The sequence below is a fragment of the Enterobacter sp. CPE_E863 genome (genome assembly GCF_046521465.1).
Lineage (GTDB): Bacteria > Pseudomonadota > Gammaproteobacteria > Enterobacterales > Enterobacteriaceae > Enterobacter > Enterobacter adelaidei.
In genome coordinates this window covers 2,228,903-2,247,512 of sequence record NZ_JBKFZX010000001.1, presented here as the reverse complement: position 1 = coordinate 2,247,512, position 18,610 = coordinate 2,228,903, and the positions used below count along the sequence as shown (strand labels likewise).

The following is an 18,610-nucleotide window of genomic DNA, read 5'->3' as shown; positions in this document are numbered from 1 at the left end:
TTGGGCTACCATGTGTTTTTGCCTCTGCGGCAGGGGACATTTCCTTTCATACCACATTGTTACTTAATCAGCGTGGCGGAACGAACTTTCCATTTCCCTTTTTCCTGGACGAGACAATCAGCTACAACGTGATCTTGTTTCTTACCAAACGCGATATAGACGTTTGTGCAAACGGCATCAAAATCAGAATGTAAGACGGTTATCTGATCCCAGTCCTCATTCCAGTCCTGCGCTTTGATGAACATATCAGCATCTGGCATGTCTTTTTCGTTACTGTCGCCTGAGTACATTTCTTTAATTGCCGCAATTGTTTCTGATGCAACGTAATCATTCATGATGTCTGGATTGAGGACTGGTGCTTTGTCCTGATTCAACTGAGCGATATACCATTGATTGAATTTAAGCGCCGCCAGCCCTGGGGCATCGGTGCTATCAGCGACCGCGAACGGAGACACGGCAAAAAGAAAAAAGCAGAGTGTTTTCATTAGTCATGCCTGAAGAGTTCGTAATGGGGTTGTATGTTTCGGTAAGCCTGTCCTGGGTACATGGTGCGTTGTACAAAATCGCTGATCCACTGCTGACCATCGTAGATGCACACGTGTCCGCTATCGTGACCCACAATGTTTTGGATAACGGCTACGTCACCAGCATGAGGTTGATCATATATCAGGCGGAAGCCAGCGTTGACTAATGTCAGCCCCATGTCTTTTGCAAGACGCGTATTAAGGATTTTTAATCTTCCTCCGGATCTGATTGCTTCGGTGACGTAGTGAGCACAATTACCTGTGCTCTTCGGTTGGGCGTGTGATCGGGCATATGAGATTGCGCCATATTTATTCCATGACATTGATATTTCCTTATTGAGAGATCGCTAATGCAACAGCCCTGGAAATATCCTCCGTTTTACCACGTCATGGTAAACTTAAAATGCCATAAAAATTTAATATAATTCAGCAGGATATAATTAATTAAATCAATCCAGCGCCTTCACTATCTTCCCGCTAGCCACAAACGTCCCCGCACCAAGATGATGCAGCGTATTCAGCTTATCTCCGTCAAACTGCCAGCGTCCGGCGAAGAACGCGCGTTCATCGGCTGCGGCAGAAACCACTTCACCAAACAGCGTGTCATATTTTTCAGCCGCTGCGGTCACCGGGAGTAAACGACACTCCATCCAGGCCAGACATTTTTCTTCAATGACGGGCAAACCGAGTTCCGGACCGTTCACTACCGGGATCCCGTAGCAGTTAAATTTGTCTTCATCGCGCCCACTAACGCTACCGACCGCCCAGGTCCAGTTGGCAGCCGCCACGCCGGGGATAACGATGCCGAACATCCCACTGCGTTCAATCAGCTCACGTGACCAGGTACTTTTATCCACGACGATCGCGATACGCGGCGGTTCAAACTCAACGGGCATTGACCATGCGGCGGCCATAACGTTGCGTCTGTCGAGGCTTTCATCCCGACTGGTGATAAGCACAGTAGGGCCGTGGTTCAGCAGACGGCTGGCATGATGTAATTCAACGGGGCGAAAGTAGCTCATAGGGTCTCCTCATGTACAACGATGAGTATGACGAAAAAGCACGTAAATCAAAGTGGGCGCGTAGAATTAGTTTATAAACAAAACATCACTATCAAAGGAAACTGATGCATGTCCCCATTTCTGACTGCCTATTTCGCCCGTATCGGCTGGAATCAACCGACCGGGGTTAATATCGACACTCTGCGCGCGCTGCATTTACACCACAACTGTGCGATCCCTTTCGAGAATATTGATGTCGTCCTGCCGCGTGAAATCCATCTTGACGATCGGTGTCTGGTCGACAAACTGCTAACAGCGCGACGTGGGGGATATTGTTTTGAGCAAAATGGCTTATTCGAACGGGTGCTGCGCGAAGTCGGTTTTACGGTACGCAGTGTGCTCGGGCGCGTGGTATTAGCGAATCCACCACAAATGCCGCCGCGAACACACCGCCTGCTGCTGGTTGAGCTTAACGGTGAGCGCTGGATTGCGGACGTAGGCTTTGGCGGACAGACGCTGACGGCGCCGATTCGGTTGCTCGCTAACGAAGAACAGACAACGCCGCACGGGGCGTATCGTTTGCTGAGCGAGGGCAATGACTGGGTATTGCAGTTCCGGCACCACGAGCACTGGCAGTCGATGTACCATTTTGATCTGACGACGCAATATTTCAGTGATTATGTCATGGGCAACTTCTGGTCAGCACACTGGCCGCAGTCGCATTTCCGTCATCATTTGCTGATGTGCCGCCACTTGCCGGACGGTGGCAAGCTGACGCTGACCAACTTCAACTTTACCCACTGGCAGAATGGCCATGTGGAGGAGCAGATCCATCTTCCTGATGCTGCGGCGCTGTATCAACTGATGCAGACGCGTTTTGGGTTGGGTATTGATGATCCTAAGCACGGCTTTTCACTGGCGGAACTGACAGCGGTGATGGCAGGGTTTGAAACACATCCACAGGCAGGGAAATAAGGTGAAAAGGGGCTAACGCCCCTTTGCCGCATAAGGCTTACAGCTGGGTAAACTTGCTGATCCACGGGCTGTTTTTTTCTCCAGACCACAGTTGAACAAGCATGTCTCTGAATTTTTCCGCCGCCGGGCTGAGAGGCGTTTCCCTGCGCTGTACAAGGCCTAACGTGCGCCGTATGACGGGTTCAATCAGCGGCCGGCTGACCAGAATATGATGCTCATCGGCCGGCATAGCCAGGCTGGGAACGACAGAGACCCCGAGACCCGCTTCCACCATCCCCAGTGACGTTGAAAGATGTCGAACCTCATAAAACCAGTTAGGCTTCCACGCCATTTTCTCAAACGCCTGATCGATAAGGGAACGGTTTCCGCTCGAACGCCTAACCCCAATCAGCTTCATTCCTGCCAGATCGTCCCATGTTACCAGCGGCTTTTTTGCCAGTTCATTGTCGCGGCGACATGCCAGAACAAAGGGTTCATTCACCAACGGCGCAAAATCGATATTTGGATGTGTGATGTTTATCATATTTATACCGAAATCTGCGTCGCCATTTAAAACGGCTTCGAGACAATCGCTGGCACTGTGCTCAAGTATGCGAATACGGATGTTTGGATAGGCATTGTTATAATCTCGTATCACTGAAGGCAGAAAATAGAACGCGGCAGTAGGGATACAGGAAACGGTAATAACACCTGCCTGATGTGTTGCCATCTCTTTAATACTCATGACTGAGCTTTCATAAAAATCTATTAAATTCTTTGCCTTAGGTAAAAACTCTCTGCCCACCGTCGTCAGCTTGACGCTGCGAGTGGAACGTTCAAACAGCGTGGTCCCCAGGCTCTCTTCCAGTTTCTGAATTCTGCGTGTTAAAGCAGGTTGTGAGATGTGAAGAAATTGCGATGCTTTTGTAAAACATCCAATTTCTGCAATTTTTACAAATGCTTGTATTCCCTGTAATTCATGCTGCATATCTGCACACCATTCTCGCTTTACCTTAACCATGCTAACGCAGGGGGTATTAATGTGCAAAGCGTATTAATCCTTCTTTTTTTGACATTAGAGTTATCAACTGGAGTGTGAAAACCTTATTGCGTTCCTGATAAAAACGAAATAAGAAAAAGACATGTTAAAGATCCCTTGCGTATTAATGCGTGGCGGTACGTCAAAAGGTCCCGTCATTCTGGCCAGCGACCTGCCGGCGGAAACCGAAGCGCGTGACGCGGTATTACTCAGCCTAATGGGCGCAGGCCATGAACTCGAAATTGACGGCATTGGTGGCGGAAGCCTACAAACCAGTAAGGTGGCGATCGTCAGTCCGTCCAACAGTCCGGACGCGGATGTAGATTACTTATTCGCACAGGTGATGGTGAACGAACGTCGTGTCGATACCACACCAAATTGCGGGAATATGCTCTGCGCCGTGGGGCCTTTTGCCATTGAAAAAGGGCTGGTGAAGGCGCAAAGCCCGGTGACGACGGTGCGTATCCGCAATCTCAACACTGGTACTCTGGTTGATGCTGAAGTTCAGACGCCAGACTATTGGGTTGAGTATGAAGGCGATACCCAAATCGACGGTGTGCCGGGTACAGCGGCACCGATTGGCTTAACGTTCCTGAATTCTGCGGGGTCTAAAACAGGGAAACTGCTGCCGACCGACAGCGTGACGGATGTATTCGATGGTATCGAAGTCACCTGTATTGATATGGCGATGCCGATGGTGCTGATTGAGGCATCAGCACTAGGGAAAACAGGAGGGGAGTCACCGGCAGAGTTAGATGCCGATCGTGAGTTTAAAGAAAGGCTGGAGAGGGTGCGGCGCCAGGCTGGCACGGCGATGGGATTAGGGGATGTATCGAACAAAGTGATCCCTAAACCGGTTCTCCTCAGTCGGGCATGTAAAGGCGGAACGCTCCAGGTTCGTTATTTCATGCCACATACATGCCATAAGTCGCTGGCCATTACCGGTTCGATCGGCATATCGACCGCGACGCTGATTGAGGGCTCAGTGGCCTTTAAAATCATCGCCGACCGTCCAAAGGGGTTATTTACCAATATTATTGATATTGAACACCCCTGCGGAAAAATATCCGTTTCATTATTGAGGGAGGGTGACAAAATCGAAAACACCCGTGCGGCTGTTATTCGTACTTCACGCAAGTTATTTGAAGGTGTTGTTTGTGTGCCTGAAAATATATTATCTGAAGTTGATTGATGAAAATATTAATCAAATAAACAACCAGCATTAAAAAAATTACATTCTGTACCTTAACTATAATACTGAGGTTATTATGGCGTTAACTCATGCTAACAATACCCAGAGGGCTCCTGATCCTGTAAAAGCCAGTGCGCATATTCGCGTGATTCTGGCCCTGGCATTATCAGGGCTTGCTGAGCTTGCTTCTCTTTTCTTTATTCAGCCACTGCTCCCGACTGCACGTTTTTAGTTCACATGTTCCTCGGCATTCCCTGGTGGGGTTTCCTGATGCAGCATGGCATGCTGCAGTCTTAATTGTCCGATGGCGGCTACGCCTTACCGGATCTGGAACGGATAAAACAGTAGGCCGGGTAAGGCGTAGCCGCCACCCGGCACCTGTCACAATTTCCGGCTAGCGTATCAGGATTGTTTTTCCTTCGCCGTCAACCGATCGGGTTGGAATAACATAGCGATCAATGCCAATCAGTGTGCAAAACAGATCTCGGGTAAATACTTTATTTCCGAAATACCACGAATGTGATGGCATTCCTTTGATCCCTGCGGGTTCATCCTGTACGAGAATAGCAGAGTCACTTTCTAGTTTTTCGTAATACTTTGTACAGTCTACATTTATTGCATTTGAAGGTGCGTTCTCAGGAAGACCCACACGCCCAACCCGAGGAGCAACGCCGACACGTTTCACATTCGATATATCCAGAGCCTGGTCACGACGGCTGGAATAATTAGTTAGACGAATACCATGACGGTAAATAGAATCACTTCGCGGGTCAGGGTTTGACATTACGCTGCTCGATACATCGCCTGCGACGAAAATGATCTGGCTCACTTTCCAGGCACTATTTGGCAGGTTGGTATCATCCGCATCATCAAATGCTTCAGTGAGCACATAAGCCCCAGTAGAATGACCCAAAACATGAATATTAATCGGACAGTCGGGTTTTTGTTTTTCTGATACGTAGGAAATTCCTTCTGTCATAAGGCGCATTGCGGTAAGTTTTGCCTTGTGACGGTCAGGTAAATAGGCCAGCGCCTTGTCATCACTTGGCCAGTCAAAGGAAACCACTATTCCTTTAAAACCAATATCAGACAATCCGTTTGCCAAAAGTCTGTGTCGCTCGATCACTTCGCTCTCGCTCATGTTGTAACCATGCACAGAAAAAAGTAAATCCCCTCGCTTTTCGCCTTTCTCGTTTTTCCACTGTGCACCTTGTATAACTTGATCAAACCATTTTTGTTCAGGAATGGCATGGTCGGGACTGGGGTCCTCTCCATCAGGAACAACCAAATAGCTTGTTCCACCAATATCGGAGGTAAATTTACCTCTTGATGCTTTCCGAACAGACATAACATATGAAGGCATGATTTAATCCCACGTTGAGTAAAAAGTTATCTTTGTTTGTAATGTAGGAAATCTATTCTAAAATTGTCTGATTCACTTTGCGGTTAAATTTTCCTTTTTATTGGAAGGGCAGTATGAAGTGTATATGAGAACGCAAGTGATTTAGTGCAATATGTTTCTTTTGTTAAGGAATTTGAGGTGGCTCGCATTATTTCTGATTTTGTGTTAAATATTCATGGCTTGAATGTGTGTGAAAGGGTGTCTGCGCAGATTAAGAACCTGTACTCTACAGCAGGCTCTTAATGTATGGGTTAAATAACGTCTAACGATGATTAATTCAATTCAAGGTCGATCAATTTATCGAGATGCCTATTAAACGCGGCTTCGTCCATTTCATGCATGTTTAAGATATACATCCCGTCCAGACCGCACACCAGACCAATCAAGCGCCAGGCGATATTTTCCGCTCTATCGCCAGGACGAAATACCCCGGCCTCCGTTCCCGCTTTGATTAGCGCCACCGTTTCCTGGTGCCACATTTCCATGGTCATAATATAGGCACCCTTAATGTCAGCATCGCGGTTGGCCAGGATCTGTGCTTCACGCCACAGGCGAATGTAAGGTTCAAACATGCCATCATCGCTCCCGAGCATGGCATGAAGCTGCTCCCGCCAGCCAGCCTGTTTGCCGACGACATCTGCATCCAGCAGTTCACGGATCAAGCGAACAAAAGCCAGCGATTTTAGCTCCCCGCCGGAGGTAAAATGATGGTGAACCTGTCCGGTCGCGACCCCAGCTTCAGCTGCAATGCGGCGTACCGTCATTGCCGCCAGTCCTTCGGACAGCGCCACGCGCATGGCGGCCTGTAAGATGTCTTCCCGCCGTTCATCCTTGCTCAGATATTGCATTTCGACTCACTCTCAATAGGAATGAAACGAGTGTAACAAAAAGCTGGACACGCGTTCAACTTTACGTAGGATCGCATTCTGGACATGTGTCCATGATTTAATTAAAAGGAAATTTATGTTTCGTCAGTGGTTAGCGTTAGTGATTATCGTGCTGGTGTATATCCCGGTAGCGATCGACGCAACGGTGCTGCACGTGGCGGCGCCGACATTGAGTATGACGCTGGGGGCCAGCGGCAATGAATTGCTTTGGATCATCGATATTTACTCGCTGGTGATGGCGGGGATGGTGCTGCCGATGGGCGCACTGGGCGATCGTATTGGTTTCAAACGGCTGTTAATGATCGGCAGTACGTTGTTTGGTTTGTCATCGCTGGCGGCCGCGTTTGCCCCGTCTGCTGGATGGCTGATTGCGGCGCGCGCCTCGCTGGCGATTGGTGCGGCGATGATTATTCCGGCTACGCTCGCGGGTATCCGCACGCTGTTTACTGAAGCGCGGGATCGTAATATCGCGCTTGGTGTCTGGGCGGCTGTGGGGTCCGGTGGCGCAGCATTTGGTCCGCTGATTGGCGGTATGCTGCTCGAACATTTTTACTGGGGATCGGTATTTTTAATCAACGTACCCATTGTATTGGTCGTGGTTTCGCTGGCCGCACGTTTTGTGCCGCGTCAGCAGGGTCGCCCGGAACAACCGCTTAATATTAGCCATGCCATCATGCTAATCGCGGCGATTTTACTGCTGGTCTACAGTGCGAAGACCGCGCTAAAAGGCGTCCTGGCACCAGGCGTCGTCGTGTCCGCGCTGGTTACCGGCTCGGTGCTGCTGTTTATCTTCGTGCGTATTCAGCTTCGTGCTCGCGTGCCGATGATCGACATGCGTCTGTTCTGCCACCGCATCATTTTGAGTGGCGTGGTAATGGCGATGACTGCGATGATTGCGCTGGTCGGGTTTGAGCTGCTGATGGCTCAGGAGCTGCAGTTTGTTCACGGCTTTACGCCGTTTGAAGCGGGGATGTTTATGCTGCCTCTGATGGTTGCCAGCGGCTTCAGTGGGCCGATCGCCGGTGTACTGGTTGGACATCTGGGGTTACGCATCGTCGCCGCTGGCGGAATGGGGCTGAGTGCCGTCAGTTTTATTGGTCTGTCGCTGCTCGACTTCAGCACCCAGCAGTGGCAGGCGTGGTGCCTGATGGTGCTGCTGGGCTTCAGTGCTGCCAGCGCGCTGTTGGCTTCAACCTCAGCGATCATGGCTGCTGCGCCAAAAGAGAAAGCCGCTGCAGCAGGAGCGATTGAAACCATGTCGTATGAACTGGGTGCCGGTCTGGGGATCGCCATTTTTGGTCTGCTGTTGACCCGCAGCTTCACGGCGTCGATCGAATTGCCACAGGGGCTGAATGCTTCTCTCGTCGACAAAGCGTCGTCATCCATTGGTGAAGCGATGAAGGTGGCGCAGGATCTGACACCCACGATGGCGGAAACACTGATTGAAGCAGCGAAAAGCGCGTTTATCACTTCGCATAGCGTAGCGTTGGGGAGTGCTGGGGGAATGCTGCTGTTGCTGGCCGTTGGCGTTTGGTTTAGCCTGGCTAAGGTCAACCCGCGGTAAATAGATCCGGAAAACCAGGTTTATGGTTGGCGTCAGTGGGGCAGATGCACTATGTTTTTTAAAGGATTATCTGACTCTTGCTGGAAAATATGAGCCTGCTCCACCGCAGTGAATCGCGCCAACCGTTCTCCCGGTTAACCCTGCTTGCCGGTGGTGCGCTGGGTGTCGTTTTTGGTGATATTGGCACCAGTCCGCTCTATACCTTCAGGACCGTGTTGTCGCTCTCTGAGCATGATCCTACGCCCGCAGTGGTTCTGGGACTGCTCTCGCTGATTACCTGGACACTCATCCTGGTGACATCCATAAAATATGCTGCATTCGCCATGCGAATTGATAATCATGGCGAGGGCGGCATCATGGCATTGATGTCGCTTCTGGTGGAAAAAGGGAAAGGCGGGCGCTGGGTCATTTTTTCCGCACTTATCGGCGCTGCGTTGATTTACGGTGATGGCGCGATAACCCCGGCAATCTCCGTACTTTCCGCTCTGGAAGGGCTGGAAATTGTTTTTCCTGAATCGCAGCCGTATATATTGCCGCTCACGGTCATGGTTTTACTGGCACTTTTTCTGATCCAACCTTTTGGTACCGCTCGTATAGGAAAGATATTTGGTCCGATCATGGCGCTGTGGTTTTTTGCAATTGCAGCGTTGGGCGTATGGGGGATCATTCAGCACCCATCGGTATTGCTGGCGCTGAATCCTGCGTATGGCATCGCGTTTTTGTTTTCGAACGGGTACACCAGTTTTCTGGTCCTGGGGGGCGTTTTTCTCTGTGTGACTGGTGCTGAAGCGCTGTACGCCGATATGGGGCATTTCGGTAAAAAACCCATCTGGCTTGCCTGGTACGGTGTCGTATTTCCCGCATTGCTGCTCAATTATGCGGGGCAATCCGCGCTGATCCTGGCCGGAGCCGACAGTAAACAAAACCTTTTCTTTATGCTGTGTCCGCCTGTGATGCAGTTTCCGCTCATTATTCTTGCCGCACTGGCGACGATAATCGCCAGTCAGGCGATAATTACGGGCGCTTTTTCCATGACGCGGCAGGCTATTCAGCTCGGCTGGTTACCCCGTTTACGGATCAAACAGACGGCGGCAGAAAGCTACGGTCAAATCTATATAGGCACAATCAATTGGCTGCTTATGGTGGTAACGATTGGGCTGGTGGTGTTTTTCAAATCTTCCGACAAGCTTGCTGCTGCATACGGTATTGCCGTGTCATTAACCATGCTGATGACGACGGGCCTGCTATTTGTGGCAATGCGGGAAGTGTGGCACTGGAGCCGGGTCAGCAGCGCGGTTATTGCCCTCTGTTTCCTGGTGATTGATGCCACCTTCTTGTTTGCCAATCTGATTAAGGTCCTGGAAGGCGGCTATATTCCGCTGCTGATGGCCGCAGCGATTTGTACGGTGATGCTGATCTGGCACCGCGGCGTTAAGGAGGTATCCGCATCGGTGGGCGAGAAGGGCATCAGCGTGGATGCGTTCTTTAACCAGCTTCAGCAAAAGACGGTACCCAGAGTTGCAGGTTCCGCCGTTTTTTTGACCCGTACACAGAACAATATCCCGCCGGTCATGCGCTGGCATGTTGCGCGCAACAAGGTGCTACAGCGAGATGTGTTATCGCTGACTATTGATATCCTGAATGTGCCCTATGTTGGGGAAGAACAACGGATCAGGGTAGAGCAGCGCGCGCCAGGTTACTGGCACGGCGTGGCACAATACGGTTTTATGGAGCACCCGGATATCCCGCATTTGTTGCAGGGTGTCAGTGAAATCAACGTGCTGTTCGCGAATGATGATGCCACCTGGTATGTTGGACATGAAACTATCGTAGCCGGTGATGGAACCGCGGGTATGGCAGCATGGCAACGGCATATTTTTGCTTTCATGAAGCGCAACTGCACGCACGTCATCAACCACTATCACCTTCCCAGCGACAGAGTTGTCGAAATCAGCCGACGCGTTGCCGTGTAGACTCTGGCGAAAGCAGAGGTCCTCTGCTTTCGCACCATTCTATTTCTCAAGCGCCGCAGACAGGACACTATGCAATAACACATTCGCCCCTTTCTCCGACCATTCTGGCAGGATCCTTTCCGCTTCGTTATGGCTAATGCCTTTCACGCAGGGGATAAAGATCATGCTGGCGGGCGCAATTTTGCTGACATAGCAGGTGTCGTGACCCGCGCCGGAGACCATCGGTTTCGACGAATAGCCCAGTTTCGCCACGGCCTTCTCCGTACGAGCCAGGCATTCGGCATCAAACGCGATGGGCGCGTAGTCAAAAATACGTTCAACGAGAGCCGACACGCCGCGCAGGCTCAGGCTTTCAGCCACCTTATGCAGCGCCGCCTCCATGGTTTCCAGCGCCTGCTGCTCCGGGTGGCGAAACTCAACGCTGCATTCCACGCGAGACGGCACGACGTTGCGCGAGTTTGGCGTAACCTGCGCCATACCGATCGTCGCGCGTCCGTCTGGGGCATGCCGATAGCCAATCTCTTCCACCTTCAGCGCCAGCTCTGCGAAGGCGGTCAGCGCGTCGCGGCGGCTGTGCATCGGCGTGGTGCCTGCGTGGGCGGCAAATCCGTCCAGCGTCAGGGTAAACCAGCGCTGGCCCATTGCCGCGCGGACTAAGCCGATATCGATGGCTTCATCTTCCAGGATCGGTCCCTGCTCGATGTGCAGTTCGTAGCAGGCGTGAACAGGAAACGCGCGAGCAGGGATTTCACCCCGGTAGCCAATGCTATCCAGCGCTTCGCCCACGGTGATGCCATCGTTATCCGCACGGGCATGCGCGTACGCTTCGCTAAATTGCTCCGTCCAGACCCCTGAAGAGAGCATGGCTGGCGCAAAGCGCGCACCTTCTTCGTTAGTCCAGTTCACCAGCACAACGTCACGTTCAGTCTCAACGTGATGATCGTTAAGGGTTCGCAGCAGCTCCAGCCCTGCCAGCACGCCGTAAACACCGTCGTAGTTACCGCCCTGCGGCTGGGTATCCACATGTGAACCCGTCATGACCGGGGCAAGCTGCGGGTTTTTCCCCGGGCGACGGATAAACATATTGCCCATGCTGTCGACGTCGCAGGTGAAACCCGCGTCCAGCGCCCAGCCGCGCAGCAGGTTTCGCGCAATACGATCTTCCTCGCTCAGTGCCAGACGGGTGACGCCACCGGCAGGCGTGCCGCCGATCTGCGCCATCATCTCAAGCGTTGACCACAGTCGTTCGGCGTTGACGCGGATCATGTCTTGTCCTTACTGCTGCGGTAGCGGAAATCACAGCATGAACCGCCCTGCATGATGGTGGTGGTGCGGGTCAGTTCCACGTCCGGTGCATAGCCAACGATGAATTTTTCATCGCGCGCGCAGGAGAGCAGATGACCAATCTCGCCCAGCCCCATTTCGTGATACATCTCCGCGTAGCGGCAACGGGTCACGTTGTAGTTGTACTGCTGGTCGTCGGCGTCAATCACCTTCACCTCAAGCGCGTTATCTTTCTCCCACAGATATTGCAGTGCGATAAAACTCTTTACGTCCGCGCCGTTGGGTTCTTTGCTGGCAAACGCTTTGCCTGCGTCAATCGCGGCCTGCTCAATGGCCTCACCAATGACCGCCTGGGCGCGGGTTTTCCCTATCTCGCGCACCAGGATTTCATAAATTGGCTTAATAATTTCTGCTTCAATTTTGCGGCGGGCGAGAATGCCCAGCTCGTTATTATCACTCATCACATTGCCCTCACTGCGTTACTTCGCTTTTGTGCCACCCAGCACGGTTTGCGGCTGCCATTTGCCGTCGACAACTTTGTAAACGGTGAAAGACGGCGATTTCAGGTTACCTTCTTTATCAAACGCTATCTGGCCGGTGACGCCGGAGTAGCTGATGGCGCGCAGGGCGGGCAGATATTCGGACGGCTCAACGGAATCTGCTTTTTCCATCGCCGCAACCAGCACGCGGGTGGCGTCATAGGCGAACGGGGCGTGCAGTTCGATATGGGTGTGGTAGCGGGCCTGATAGGCCTGTTCGAATGCCTTTCCACCCGGCATCTGGTCAACGGGCAGACCCGGCTCCAGCGCGACCACGCCTTCGCCTTCTTTCTGCGCCAGCTGCAGGAACGTCTGGCTGACAAATCCGCCTGCGCCCATCAGCGTGGCGTTCATGCCCAGCTGTTTGATACGACGCGCCAGCGGTGCGGCCTGGCTGTCGACGCCGCCGAAGAAGATCAGATCGGCGTTTTTACTCCGGATGGCGGTCAGTACGGCGCTGAAGTCCACCGTTTTGTCATCAACGTACTGACGATCGACAACCTTCACGCCCTGTGCTTCCAGCGATTTAATGAACTGGTCCGCCAGCCCCTGACCAAACGCGGTACGGTCGTCAATCACCGCAATGCGTTTCGCTTTCAGGGTATTTACCGCGTACTGTCCGGCCAACTGGCCGCCGTCATCGTCGTGGCCCATCACGCGGAAGCTGGTATCGAAACCCTGTTTGGTATAGGCGTGACCGGTCGCTACGGGCGCAACCTGAGCGATACCGGCATCGTGATACACACGCGCAGCCGGAATACTGGTACCGGTGTTCCAGTGACCGACAACGCCCGCCACGCCGCTATCCACCAGACGTTGCGCCACGGCCACGGCGGTGCGCGGGTCAGACTGATCGTCTTCGGACTGCAGTTTGAATGTCACCGCTTTGCCGCCGATGGTCGGGTGCTGCTTGTTGATGTCATCAATCGCCAGCTGTGCGCCATTCTCCAGATCTTTACCGATACGGGCCGATGGTCCAGTGAGCGGGCCCGCCAGACCGATAACCACGGTTTCACTGTCGGCGGCCCATGCGCCCGTTGAGGCAAAACCACCGAGCAGAATAGCGGCGCTGAGCGCGCTGATTTTTACTGTTTTCATTGTATTTCCCTGATGCTGGTTAGTGTTGTTAAGCGGGCATTTCGCCCAAATAAATCTGTGCAATCTGGTCGTCATTGAGCAGCGCTTTCGATTCGCCGTGATGAACAATGCTGCCACTGTCCATCACCCACGCGCTGTCGGTGACTTCCAGCGCCAGGCGGGCGTTTTGTTCGATGAGCAGCAGGGCAACGCCGCGCTCGCGCAGGCCGGCTATGACGGCAAAAATGTTTTCTACCATCTTCGGTGCAAGTCCCATTGAGGGTTCGTCGAGGATCAAAAGTCGCGGGCGACTGAGCAGGGCGCGGTTAAGGGCCAGCAGCTGTTGCTCTCCGCCGGACAGCAACCCGGCAAGTTGATGCTGGCGCTCGCCCAGACGCGGGAAGCGCTCGAAAATCTCGTTCATCTCGCGCTTTACGGTGACAGTGTCACGCCTGAGCCAGGCGCCCATCTGCAGGTTTTCCAGCACCGTCATTCGGGAGAAGATTCCCCGGCCTTCCGGGACCATCACCAGTCCGTCACGGAGCAGGGTTTCGGGCTTGTGCTTACGCACCGCTTTACCGTTGAATTCAATACGACCGCTAAAGTTTTCCAGCCCGGTAATGGCGCGCACGGTGGAGCTTTTACCCGCACCGTTAGCGCCGATCAGCGTGGCCTGCTCGCCCTCGTGCAGGGTAAAAGAGACATCGCGTACGGCCTGAATACCGCCGTAATGCACGTCCACGCGTTCCACTTTCAGTAATTCAGACATGGGCGTTGCCTCCAAGCCAGGCGGCGATCACTGCCGGGTCGCGACGAACGCTCTCGGGCGTGCCGCTGGCGAGCGTTTTGCCGTAATCCAGCACCGTCAGGCGATCGCAGATGCCCATCACGAGCTTGACGTCATGTTCAATCATCAGCAGGGTTTTACCGTCATCACGTAGTCGGATGAGTAACTCGCCAAGCGCTACTTTTTCTGCTGCATTCATCCCGGCGGCGGGTTCGTCCAGTGCCAGCAGCAGAGGGTCGGTTGCCAGCGCTCGGGCGATTTCAAGTCGACGCTGATGGCCGTAGGCCAGATCGCAGGCACGGTAGTGGGCGAACTTCGCAATGCCGGTGTATTCCAGCCAGTGCCAGGCCAGCTCACGGGTTTGCATTTCTTCTGCGCGGGCGCGTTTGTGGCGGCTCAGCGCTTCCCAAAGACCGTTACGGGTGCGCACGTGGCGACCCACCATTACGTTTTCCAGCACCGACATGTCGTTAAAGAGGCGCACGTTCTGGAAGGTTCGCGCAATCCCGGCGGCGGTGACCTTCTCAATGTGTCTGGGGAAATAGGGCTTATCGGCGATTGAAAATTCACCGCTGTCCGCCGGATAAAGCCCGGTGATCAGGTTAAAGCAGGTGGTTTTTCCCGCCCCGTTAGGACCTATCAGTCCGTAGATTTCACCCTTGTTCACGGCGATCGAAACGTCATCCACGGCGGTAAGCCCACCGAAACGTTTGGACATGTTGCGTACGGTTAACAGACTCATGTATTCACCTCCTTGTGGCGTACCGGCCAGATCCCGGCAGGACGAACCAGCATGACCAGCACCAGCGCCAGGCCGTAGAACAGCTGACGCAACACTTCGGGGTCAATCAGCACCGTACCGAACAGCGCCTGCTGAACCGGGGCTGCCTGACTGCGCAGCAGTTCCGGCAGGGCGGTAAGCAGTATCGCGCCGAGGATCACGCCCGGAATATGCCCCATACCGCCCAGCACCACCATCGCCAGCACGGCAATGGATTCCTGTAACGTGAAGGATTCCGGGGAGACAAAGCCCTGAAACGCGCCGAACAAGGCACCCGCCACGCCGCCAAATGAGGCACCCATCGCAAAGGCCAGTAGCTTATAGTTACGGACGTTGATGCCCATCGCGCGGGCCACATCCTCATCTTCACGAATGGCATGCCAGGCGCGACCAATACGCGAGTGTTGCAGGCGCAGGCAAACAAAAATAATGGCCACAATCACCAGCATCAGTAGGTAGTACCACAGCCATAGGGCAGGCACTTTAAAACCGAACCAGTGATACACACCGCTGAATTTCAGGCCGAAAAGATTCAGGGTATCGACGCCGGTAATACCTTTCGCACCGTTCGTGATATTCACCGGACGGTCGAGGTTACGCATCAGGATGCGGATGATCTCCCCAAACCCCAGCGTCACGATCGCCAGATAATCCCCACGAAGCTTTAACGTTGGCGCACCGAGCACGATGCCGCACACCGCTGCAACCAGTGCCGCTATGGGAATAATCAACAGATAAGACGTGTGCAGCCCGTCCGGGAACCAGACCGCGAGGATCGGGAACACTTCAAGCAGGTGCGGTGAAGCCAGCAGGGCGGCCAGATAGGCACCCACTGCGTAAAAGGCGATAAAGCCCATGTCCAGCAGGCCGGTGTAACCGACCACAATGTTCAGCCCCAGCGCCAGCATGATGTAGAGCAGGGCGAAGTCGATGACGCGCACCCAGTAATTTCCGCCGAGCTGGCTGGCAACCACTGGCGCAATCAGCAGCGCGAGGCAGAACAAACTCATACCGGACCAGAATTTGCGCGTAGCGGTCGGCGTTTGTAGTTGTACGGTTGTCATAGTATCCCTTACGCTCGGTTTGCCACACGCTCACCCAGCAGACCTGCCGGACGGAAGACCAGTACCAGAATCAGCACGATGAAGGCAAAGACGTCCTGATAGTTGCTGCCAAAGACGCCGTGGGTCAGTTCACCCAGGTAACCTGCGCCCAGCGCTTCGATGATGCCGAGCAGGATCCCGCCAATCATGGCGCCACGAATGTTACCAATGCCTCCCAGCACGGCGGCGGTAAAGGCTTTGATCCCGGGCAAAAAGCCCATCGAGAAGCTGGCGTTGCCGTAGTTGCTGGCCATCATGACGCCTGCCAGCGCGGCAAAGATGCCGCCAATGGCGAACGTCAGGGTAATAATGGCATTGGGGTTAACCCCCATCAGCGTAGCCACGCGCGGGTTTTCCGCCACGGCGCGCATGCCGCGCCCCAGGCGGGTGTATTCCACCAGCAGCCATAGCCCTGTCATCACTGTAAGCGCCAGCACCACGGTAACAATGCCGGTGACGGTCACAATGGCAGGGGGATGCAGTTCACTTCCTGACGTCACGGCAATCGGTTCCATGGGCAGGATCTGAGGGAACATCAGAGGGTTGCGCGTCCAGACGATCATCGCCACGGTTTGCAGCAGCACCGAGACGCCAATCCCGGAGATCAGCGGTGCCAGACGCGGCGCGTTACGCAGGCGTCGGTAGGCAAAGCGCTCCACGGCCATCGCCAGCAGGGCACAAACGGCCATGGCGATCAGCAAGGCAAAACCGAGCTGAATCAGAAGCGGCAGGTGCGGGAAAGTATTGTTGAGGATGTTCATGGCAGAAAGTGTGGTTAATGCACCCACCATCAGAATATCGCCATGGGCAAAGTTAATAATGCGCAAAATGCCATACACCATGGTATAGCCCAGCGCGATCAACGCGTAGATGCTTCCCAGCATCACACCGTTGATCAGTTGTTGTATGAATGTATCCAACGTAGGTTCCTGCAAAGTGCTCTTTCTGCGGCTACCATCCAACAAATGAAATAAATTGTAAAATACACATATATTATTTCTTATGATAAACAGATATTGTTTTATCTTTATGATTTATATGAAAATATAAAAATTCCGTTTTCGGATATAAAGCCTAAAGAAATCAACATATGAATAAAACAGAACAGTCACCTGGCCTACCCATTTATGGAGAAAGTCGACTGGCCAATGATCCGCCGCTACGGGCTGTACGTGCTTTTGAAGCTATCGCCCGGTTGGGCAGTGTTACGCTGGCGGCACAGGAGCTGGATATTTCACCGTCTGCTGTCAGTCACCAGCTCAAGGTGCTCGAAGGGTTCCTGCAAATGCCGCTGACGGAACGCCAGGGGCGCAGGCTAGTGCTGAGCCAGCAAGGACGTGAATATTACCGCTCCATCCGTGCGGCTTTTAACGTGTTGCGCCAGGCAACGGAGCATCTGGCTGAACAGGCGCAAACGCGTCAGGTCACCATCAGCCTGATCCCGCTTTTTGGCATGGGGTGGTTTATCCCGCGTCTGCCTGCTTTTATGCGTGCCAATCCGCAAACCGAGATCAACGTAGTGTATGCCAATCATCGTAACTATCTGAGCGATGCGTCGGATATGTCGATTCGCTTCGGCAACGGTCAGTGGGCGGGATATCAGAGTGAAAAATTGATCTCCGGTCAGATGGTGCCTGTATGCAGCCGTGCATTTTTGCGCATTCATGGCCATATCGACACGCCAGAGCAACTGCTGCAAATGCCGTTGCTGCACGATGAGGAGCGCATCACATGGTCACAGTGGTTCCTGTTACAGGGAGTGAAACGCCCTCTGCGGCGCAGTGGCCCCCTGTTTGAGGACGGACTTTTGACGCTGGCGGGAGTACAGGCCGGGCTGGGCTGCGCGTTGATGCGTGAGCCGCTGATCGCGCCTTATCTTGAGAGTGGTGAGCTGGTGAAGATATTTGACTTACCCATTGATGACGGGCGCGACTACTACCTCTGTGTTCGTTCGGATTCGGAGATGACCGAGGACGGTAAGCTACTGCAAAACTGGCTTCGTCGGGCCGCGGGGGAGAATCTCCTATGAGGTAAGCAAACAGTGCTTATCCATGGCTTCAATTTCTGAACCGCTGTAGCGCGCATATTGTCCGGTCAGACCAAAGAATGCGGGCTGGGTTTCGGTATAGATTTCAGCGGCGAGCACCAGCCGACGTCGTTCATCTTCGCTCATCTCAAGTAATGTCCATGGAATAAAATAGCGTGCTGTTGAGGTCAGCTTGAACCACAGAGGACAACCACACCCCGGACAGAACCAGCGTTCTCCTCGCGCAGAGGACGAGAAGTGAGAAGGGGCAATCGAGTCTTGCTCCACAAGCGGTTTACCCGCGGCTTCCAGATACATGGCAATTCCGCCTGACCACTTCTGACATTGCGTGCAGTGGCAGGCATAGACGTCGAAATTGTTGAGGGAAACGCTGAATTGGCTCATCCCGCATAGACAGCGTCCTTTGAATATGTGCATGGCGTGCTCCTTTATTACGCCAGTCAAACGGTATAAAAA

19 protein-coding genes and 1 pseudogene are annotated in these 18,610 nt (G+C 53.3%); 7 read left to right on the top strand and 13 right to left on the bottom strand.

The features are described from left to right. Positions 1–59: 59 nt before the first annotated feature. A complete protein-coding gene (locus ACLHV8_RS11070; RefSeq protein WP_049007307.1) occupies positions 60–485 on the bottom strand; it encodes a DUF3828 domain-containing protein in 426 nt (141 codons plus the stop codon). Here ACLHV8_RS11070 and ACLHV8_RS11065 point away from each other — a divergent pair. Further along, positions 476–691: a hypothetical protein gene (locus tag ACLHV8_RS11065; RefSeq protein WP_160311051.1), complete on the top strand. Its 216-nt coding sequence runs from the start codon at positions 476–478 to the stop codon at positions 689–691. The two genes, ACLHV8_RS11070 and ACLHV8_RS11065, sit on opposite strands and share 10 nt — an antisense overlap. A 282-nt stretch (positions 692–973) precedes the next feature. Here the strand turns inward: ACLHV8_RS11065 and ACLHV8_RS11060 are convergent, their stop codons facing one another. Beyond that, a complete protein-coding gene (locus ACLHV8_RS11060) occupies positions 974–1,546 on the bottom strand; it encodes a flavin reductase family protein (protein WP_108089824.1) in 573 nt (190 codons plus the stop codon). A 108-nt stretch (positions 1,547–1,654) separates the two neighbouring features. Here ACLHV8_RS11060 and nhoA point away from each other — a divergent pair, with 108 nt between their 5' ends. Beyond that, positions 1,655–2,500 (top strand): N-hydroxyarylamine O-acetyltransferase, encoded by an 846-nt coding sequence (gene nhoA / locus ACLHV8_RS11055; protein ID WP_128347639.1) that lies wholly within the window; start codon positions 1,655–1,657, stop codon positions 2,498–2,500. Positions 2,501–2,537: 37 nt separating this feature from the next. Here the strand turns inward: nhoA and ACLHV8_RS11050 are convergent, their stop codons facing one another. Further along, positions 2,538–3,467: a LysR family transcriptional regulator gene (locus ACLHV8_RS11050; RefSeq protein ID WP_049007304.1), complete on the bottom strand. Its 930-nt coding sequence runs from the start codon at positions 3,465–3,467 to the stop codon at positions 2,538–2,540. Between the two features lie 154 nt (positions 3,468–3,621). On the opposite strand from ACLHV8_RS11050, the gene ACLHV8_RS11045 reads away from it, so the two are divergent. Further along, a complete protein-coding gene (locus tag ACLHV8_RS11045) occupies positions 3,622–4,710 on the top strand; it encodes a 4-oxalomesaconate tautomerase (RefSeq protein WP_208594970.1) in 1,089 nt (362 codons plus the stop codon). A gap of 76 nt (positions 4,711–4,786) precedes the next feature. Further along, a pseudogene (locus ACLHV8_RS11040) lies at positions 4,787–4,927 on the top strand (MFS transporter); the annotation flags it as partial. Positions 4,928–5,104: 177 nt separating this feature from the next. Here ACLHV8_RS11040 and ACLHV8_RS11035 read toward each other — a convergent pair. Both ACLHV8_RS11035 and ACLHV8_RS11030 read right to left on the bottom strand, forming a co-directional pair. Next, positions 5,105–6,073, bottom strand: coding sequence for an alpha/beta hydrolase (locus ACLHV8_RS11035; RefSeq protein WP_208594969.1), 969 nt, complete (start codon positions 6,071–6,073; stop codon positions 5,105–5,107). Between the two features lie 311 nt (positions 6,074–6,384). Then, positions 6,385–6,960 (bottom strand): TetR family transcriptional regulator, encoded by a 576-nt coding sequence (locus ACLHV8_RS11030; protein ID WP_208594968.1) that lies wholly within the window; start codon positions 6,958–6,960, stop codon positions 6,385–6,387. Between the two features lie 115 nt (positions 6,961–7,075). Between ACLHV8_RS11030 and ACLHV8_RS11025 the strand changes: the two genes are divergently transcribed. Then, a complete protein-coding gene (locus ACLHV8_RS11025; protein ID WP_208594967.1) occupies positions 7,076–8,563 on the top strand; it encodes an MFS transporter in 1,488 nt (495 codons plus the stop codon). An 89-nt stretch (positions 8,564–8,652) separates the two neighbouring features. Further along, positions 8,653–10,536 (top strand): potassium transporter Kup, encoded by a 1,884-nt coding sequence (locus ACLHV8_RS11020; protein WP_410392121.1) that lies wholly within the window; start codon positions 8,653–8,655, stop codon positions 10,534–10,536. A gap of 39 nt (positions 10,537–10,575) precedes the next feature. Here the strand turns inward: ACLHV8_RS11020 and ACLHV8_RS11015 are convergent, their stop codons facing one another. From ACLHV8_RS11015 to ACLHV8_RS10985, 7 genes are read right to left on the bottom strand one after another with little or no spacing between them, the layout of a single operon-like run. Next, positions 10,576–11,802 carry a Zn-dependent hydrolase gene (locus ACLHV8_RS11015; RefSeq protein WP_129325137.1) on the bottom strand — a complete coding sequence of 409 codons (1,227 nt, stop codon included), beginning with the start codon at positions 11,800–11,802 and terminating at the stop codon, positions 10,576–10,578. After that, on the bottom strand, positions 11,799–12,281 hold the full coding sequence (locus tag ACLHV8_RS11010; protein ID WP_129325136.1) for an L-2-amino-thiazoline-4-carboxylic acid hydrolase: 483 nt from the start codon (positions 12,279–12,281) through the stop codon (positions 11,799–11,801). Before ACLHV8_RS11010 ends, ACLHV8_RS11015 begins: the two co-directional genes overlap by 4 nt. 18 nt (positions 12,282–12,299) lie before the next feature. Further along, the gene (locus ACLHV8_RS11005) at positions 12,300–13,457 is read right to left on the bottom strand and encodes a branched-chain amino acid ABC transporter substrate-binding protein (RefSeq protein ID WP_028018906.1); all 1,158 of its coding nucleotides are present in this window, start codon (positions 13,455–13,457) and stop codon (positions 12,300–12,302) included. A 28-nt stretch (positions 13,458–13,485) separates the two neighbouring features. Further along, positions 13,486–14,205 carry an ABC transporter ATP-binding protein gene (locus tag ACLHV8_RS11000; protein WP_134708169.1) on the bottom strand — a complete coding sequence of 240 codons (720 nt, stop codon included), beginning with the start codon at positions 14,203–14,205 and terminating at the stop codon, positions 13,486–13,488. After that, positions 14,198–14,965, bottom strand: a complete 768-nt coding sequence (locus tag ACLHV8_RS10995) for an ABC transporter ATP-binding protein (protein ID WP_208594966.1) — start codon at positions 14,963–14,965, stop codon at positions 14,198–14,200. Before ACLHV8_RS10995 ends, ACLHV8_RS11000 begins: the two co-directional genes overlap by 8 nt. Continuing rightward, complete coding sequence (locus ACLHV8_RS10990) at positions 14,962–16,068, bottom strand: branched-chain amino acid ABC transporter permease (RefSeq protein ID WP_208594965.1); 1,107 nt, start codon at positions 16,066–16,068, stop codon at positions 14,962–14,964. Before ACLHV8_RS10990 ends, ACLHV8_RS10995 begins: the two co-directional genes overlap by 4 nt. 8 nt (positions 16,069–16,076) lie before the next feature. Further along, positions 16,077–17,027, bottom strand: coding sequence for a branched-chain amino acid ABC transporter permease (locus ACLHV8_RS10985; protein ID WP_208594964.1), 951 nt, complete (start codon positions 17,025–17,027; stop codon positions 16,077–16,079). Positions 17,028–17,197: 170 nt separating this feature from the next. Between ACLHV8_RS10985 and ACLHV8_RS10980 the strand changes: the two genes are divergently transcribed. Then, positions 17,198–18,136: a LysR substrate-binding domain-containing protein gene (locus ACLHV8_RS10980; RefSeq protein ID WP_208594963.1), complete on the top strand. Its 939-nt coding sequence runs from the start codon at positions 17,198–17,200 to the stop codon at positions 18,134–18,136. Here ACLHV8_RS10980 and ACLHV8_RS10975 read toward each other — a convergent pair. Continuing rightward, positions 18,131–18,571 (bottom strand): GFA family protein, encoded by a 441-nt coding sequence (locus ACLHV8_RS10975; RefSeq protein ID WP_028018912.1) that lies wholly within the window; start codon positions 18,569–18,571, stop codon positions 18,131–18,133. The genes ACLHV8_RS10980 and ACLHV8_RS10975 overlap by 6 nt on opposite strands. Between the last annotated feature and the right edge of the window lie 39 nt (positions 18,572–18,610).

Bases quoted from the DNA above. Each gene is read 5' to 3' on its own strand.
- ACLHV8_RS11070 (WP_049007307.1), bottom strand. From the start codon at position 485: ATGAAAACACTCTGCTTTTTTCTTTTTGCCGTGTCTCCGTTCGCGGTC.
- ACLHV8_RS11060 (WP_108089824.1), bottom strand. From the start codon at position 1,546: ATGAGCTACTTTCGCCCCGTTGAATTACATCATGCCAGCCGTCTGCTG.
- nhoA (WP_128347639.1), top strand. From the start codon at position 1,655: ATGTCCCCATTTCTGACTGCCTATTTCGCCCGTATCGGCTGGAATCAA.
- ACLHV8_RS11050 (WP_049007304.1), bottom strand. From the start codon at position 3,467: ATGCAGCATGAATTACAGGGAATACAAGCATTTGTAAAAATTGCAGAA.
- ACLHV8_RS11045 (WP_208594970.1), top strand. From the start codon at position 3,622: ATGTTAAAGATCCCTTGCGTATTAATGCGTGGCGGTACGTCAAAAGGT.
- ACLHV8_RS11035 (WP_208594969.1), bottom strand. From the start codon at position 6,073: ATGCCTTCATATGTTATGTCTGTTCGGAAAGCATCAAGAGGTAAATTT.
- ACLHV8_RS11030 (WP_208594968.1), bottom strand. From the start codon at position 6,960: ATGCAATATCTGAGCAAGGATGAACGGCGGGAAGACATCTTACAGGCC.
- ACLHV8_RS11025 (WP_208594967.1), top strand. From the start codon at position 7,076: ATGTTTCGTCAGTGGTTAGCGTTAGTGATTATCGTGCTGGTGTATATC.
- ACLHV8_RS11020 (WP_410392121.1), top strand. From the start codon at position 8,653: ATGAGCCTGCTCCACCGCAGTGAATCGCGCCAACCGTTCTCCCGGTTA.
- ACLHV8_RS11015 (WP_129325137.1), bottom strand. From the start codon at position 11,802: ATGATCCGCGTCAACGCCGAACGACTGTGGTCAACGCTTGAGATGATG.
- ACLHV8_RS11010 (WP_129325136.1), bottom strand. From the start codon at position 12,281: ATGAGTGATAATAACGAGCTGGGCATTCTCGCCCGCCGCAAAATTGAA.
- ACLHV8_RS11005 (WP_028018906.1), bottom strand. From the start codon at position 13,457: ATGAAAACAGTAAAAATCAGCGCGCTCAGCGCCGCTATTCTGCTCGGT.
- ACLHV8_RS11000 (WP_134708169.1), bottom strand. From the start codon at position 14,205: ATGTCTGAATTACTGAAAGTGGAACGCGTGGACGTGCATTACGGCGGT.
- ACLHV8_RS10995 (WP_208594966.1), bottom strand. From the start codon at position 14,965: ATGAGTCTGTTAACCGTACGCAACATGTCCAAACGTTTCGGTGGGCTT.
- ACLHV8_RS10990 (WP_208594965.1), bottom strand. From the start codon at position 16,068: ATGACAACCGTACAACTACAAACGCCGACCGCTACGCGCAAATTCTGG.
- ACLHV8_RS10980 (WP_208594963.1), top strand. From the start codon at position 17,198: ATGAATAAAACAGAACAGTCACCTGGCCTACCCATTTATGGAGAAAGT.
- ACLHV8_RS10975 (WP_028018912.1), bottom strand. From the start codon at position 18,571: ATGCACATATTCAAAGGACGCTGTCTATGCGGGATGAGCCAATTCAGC.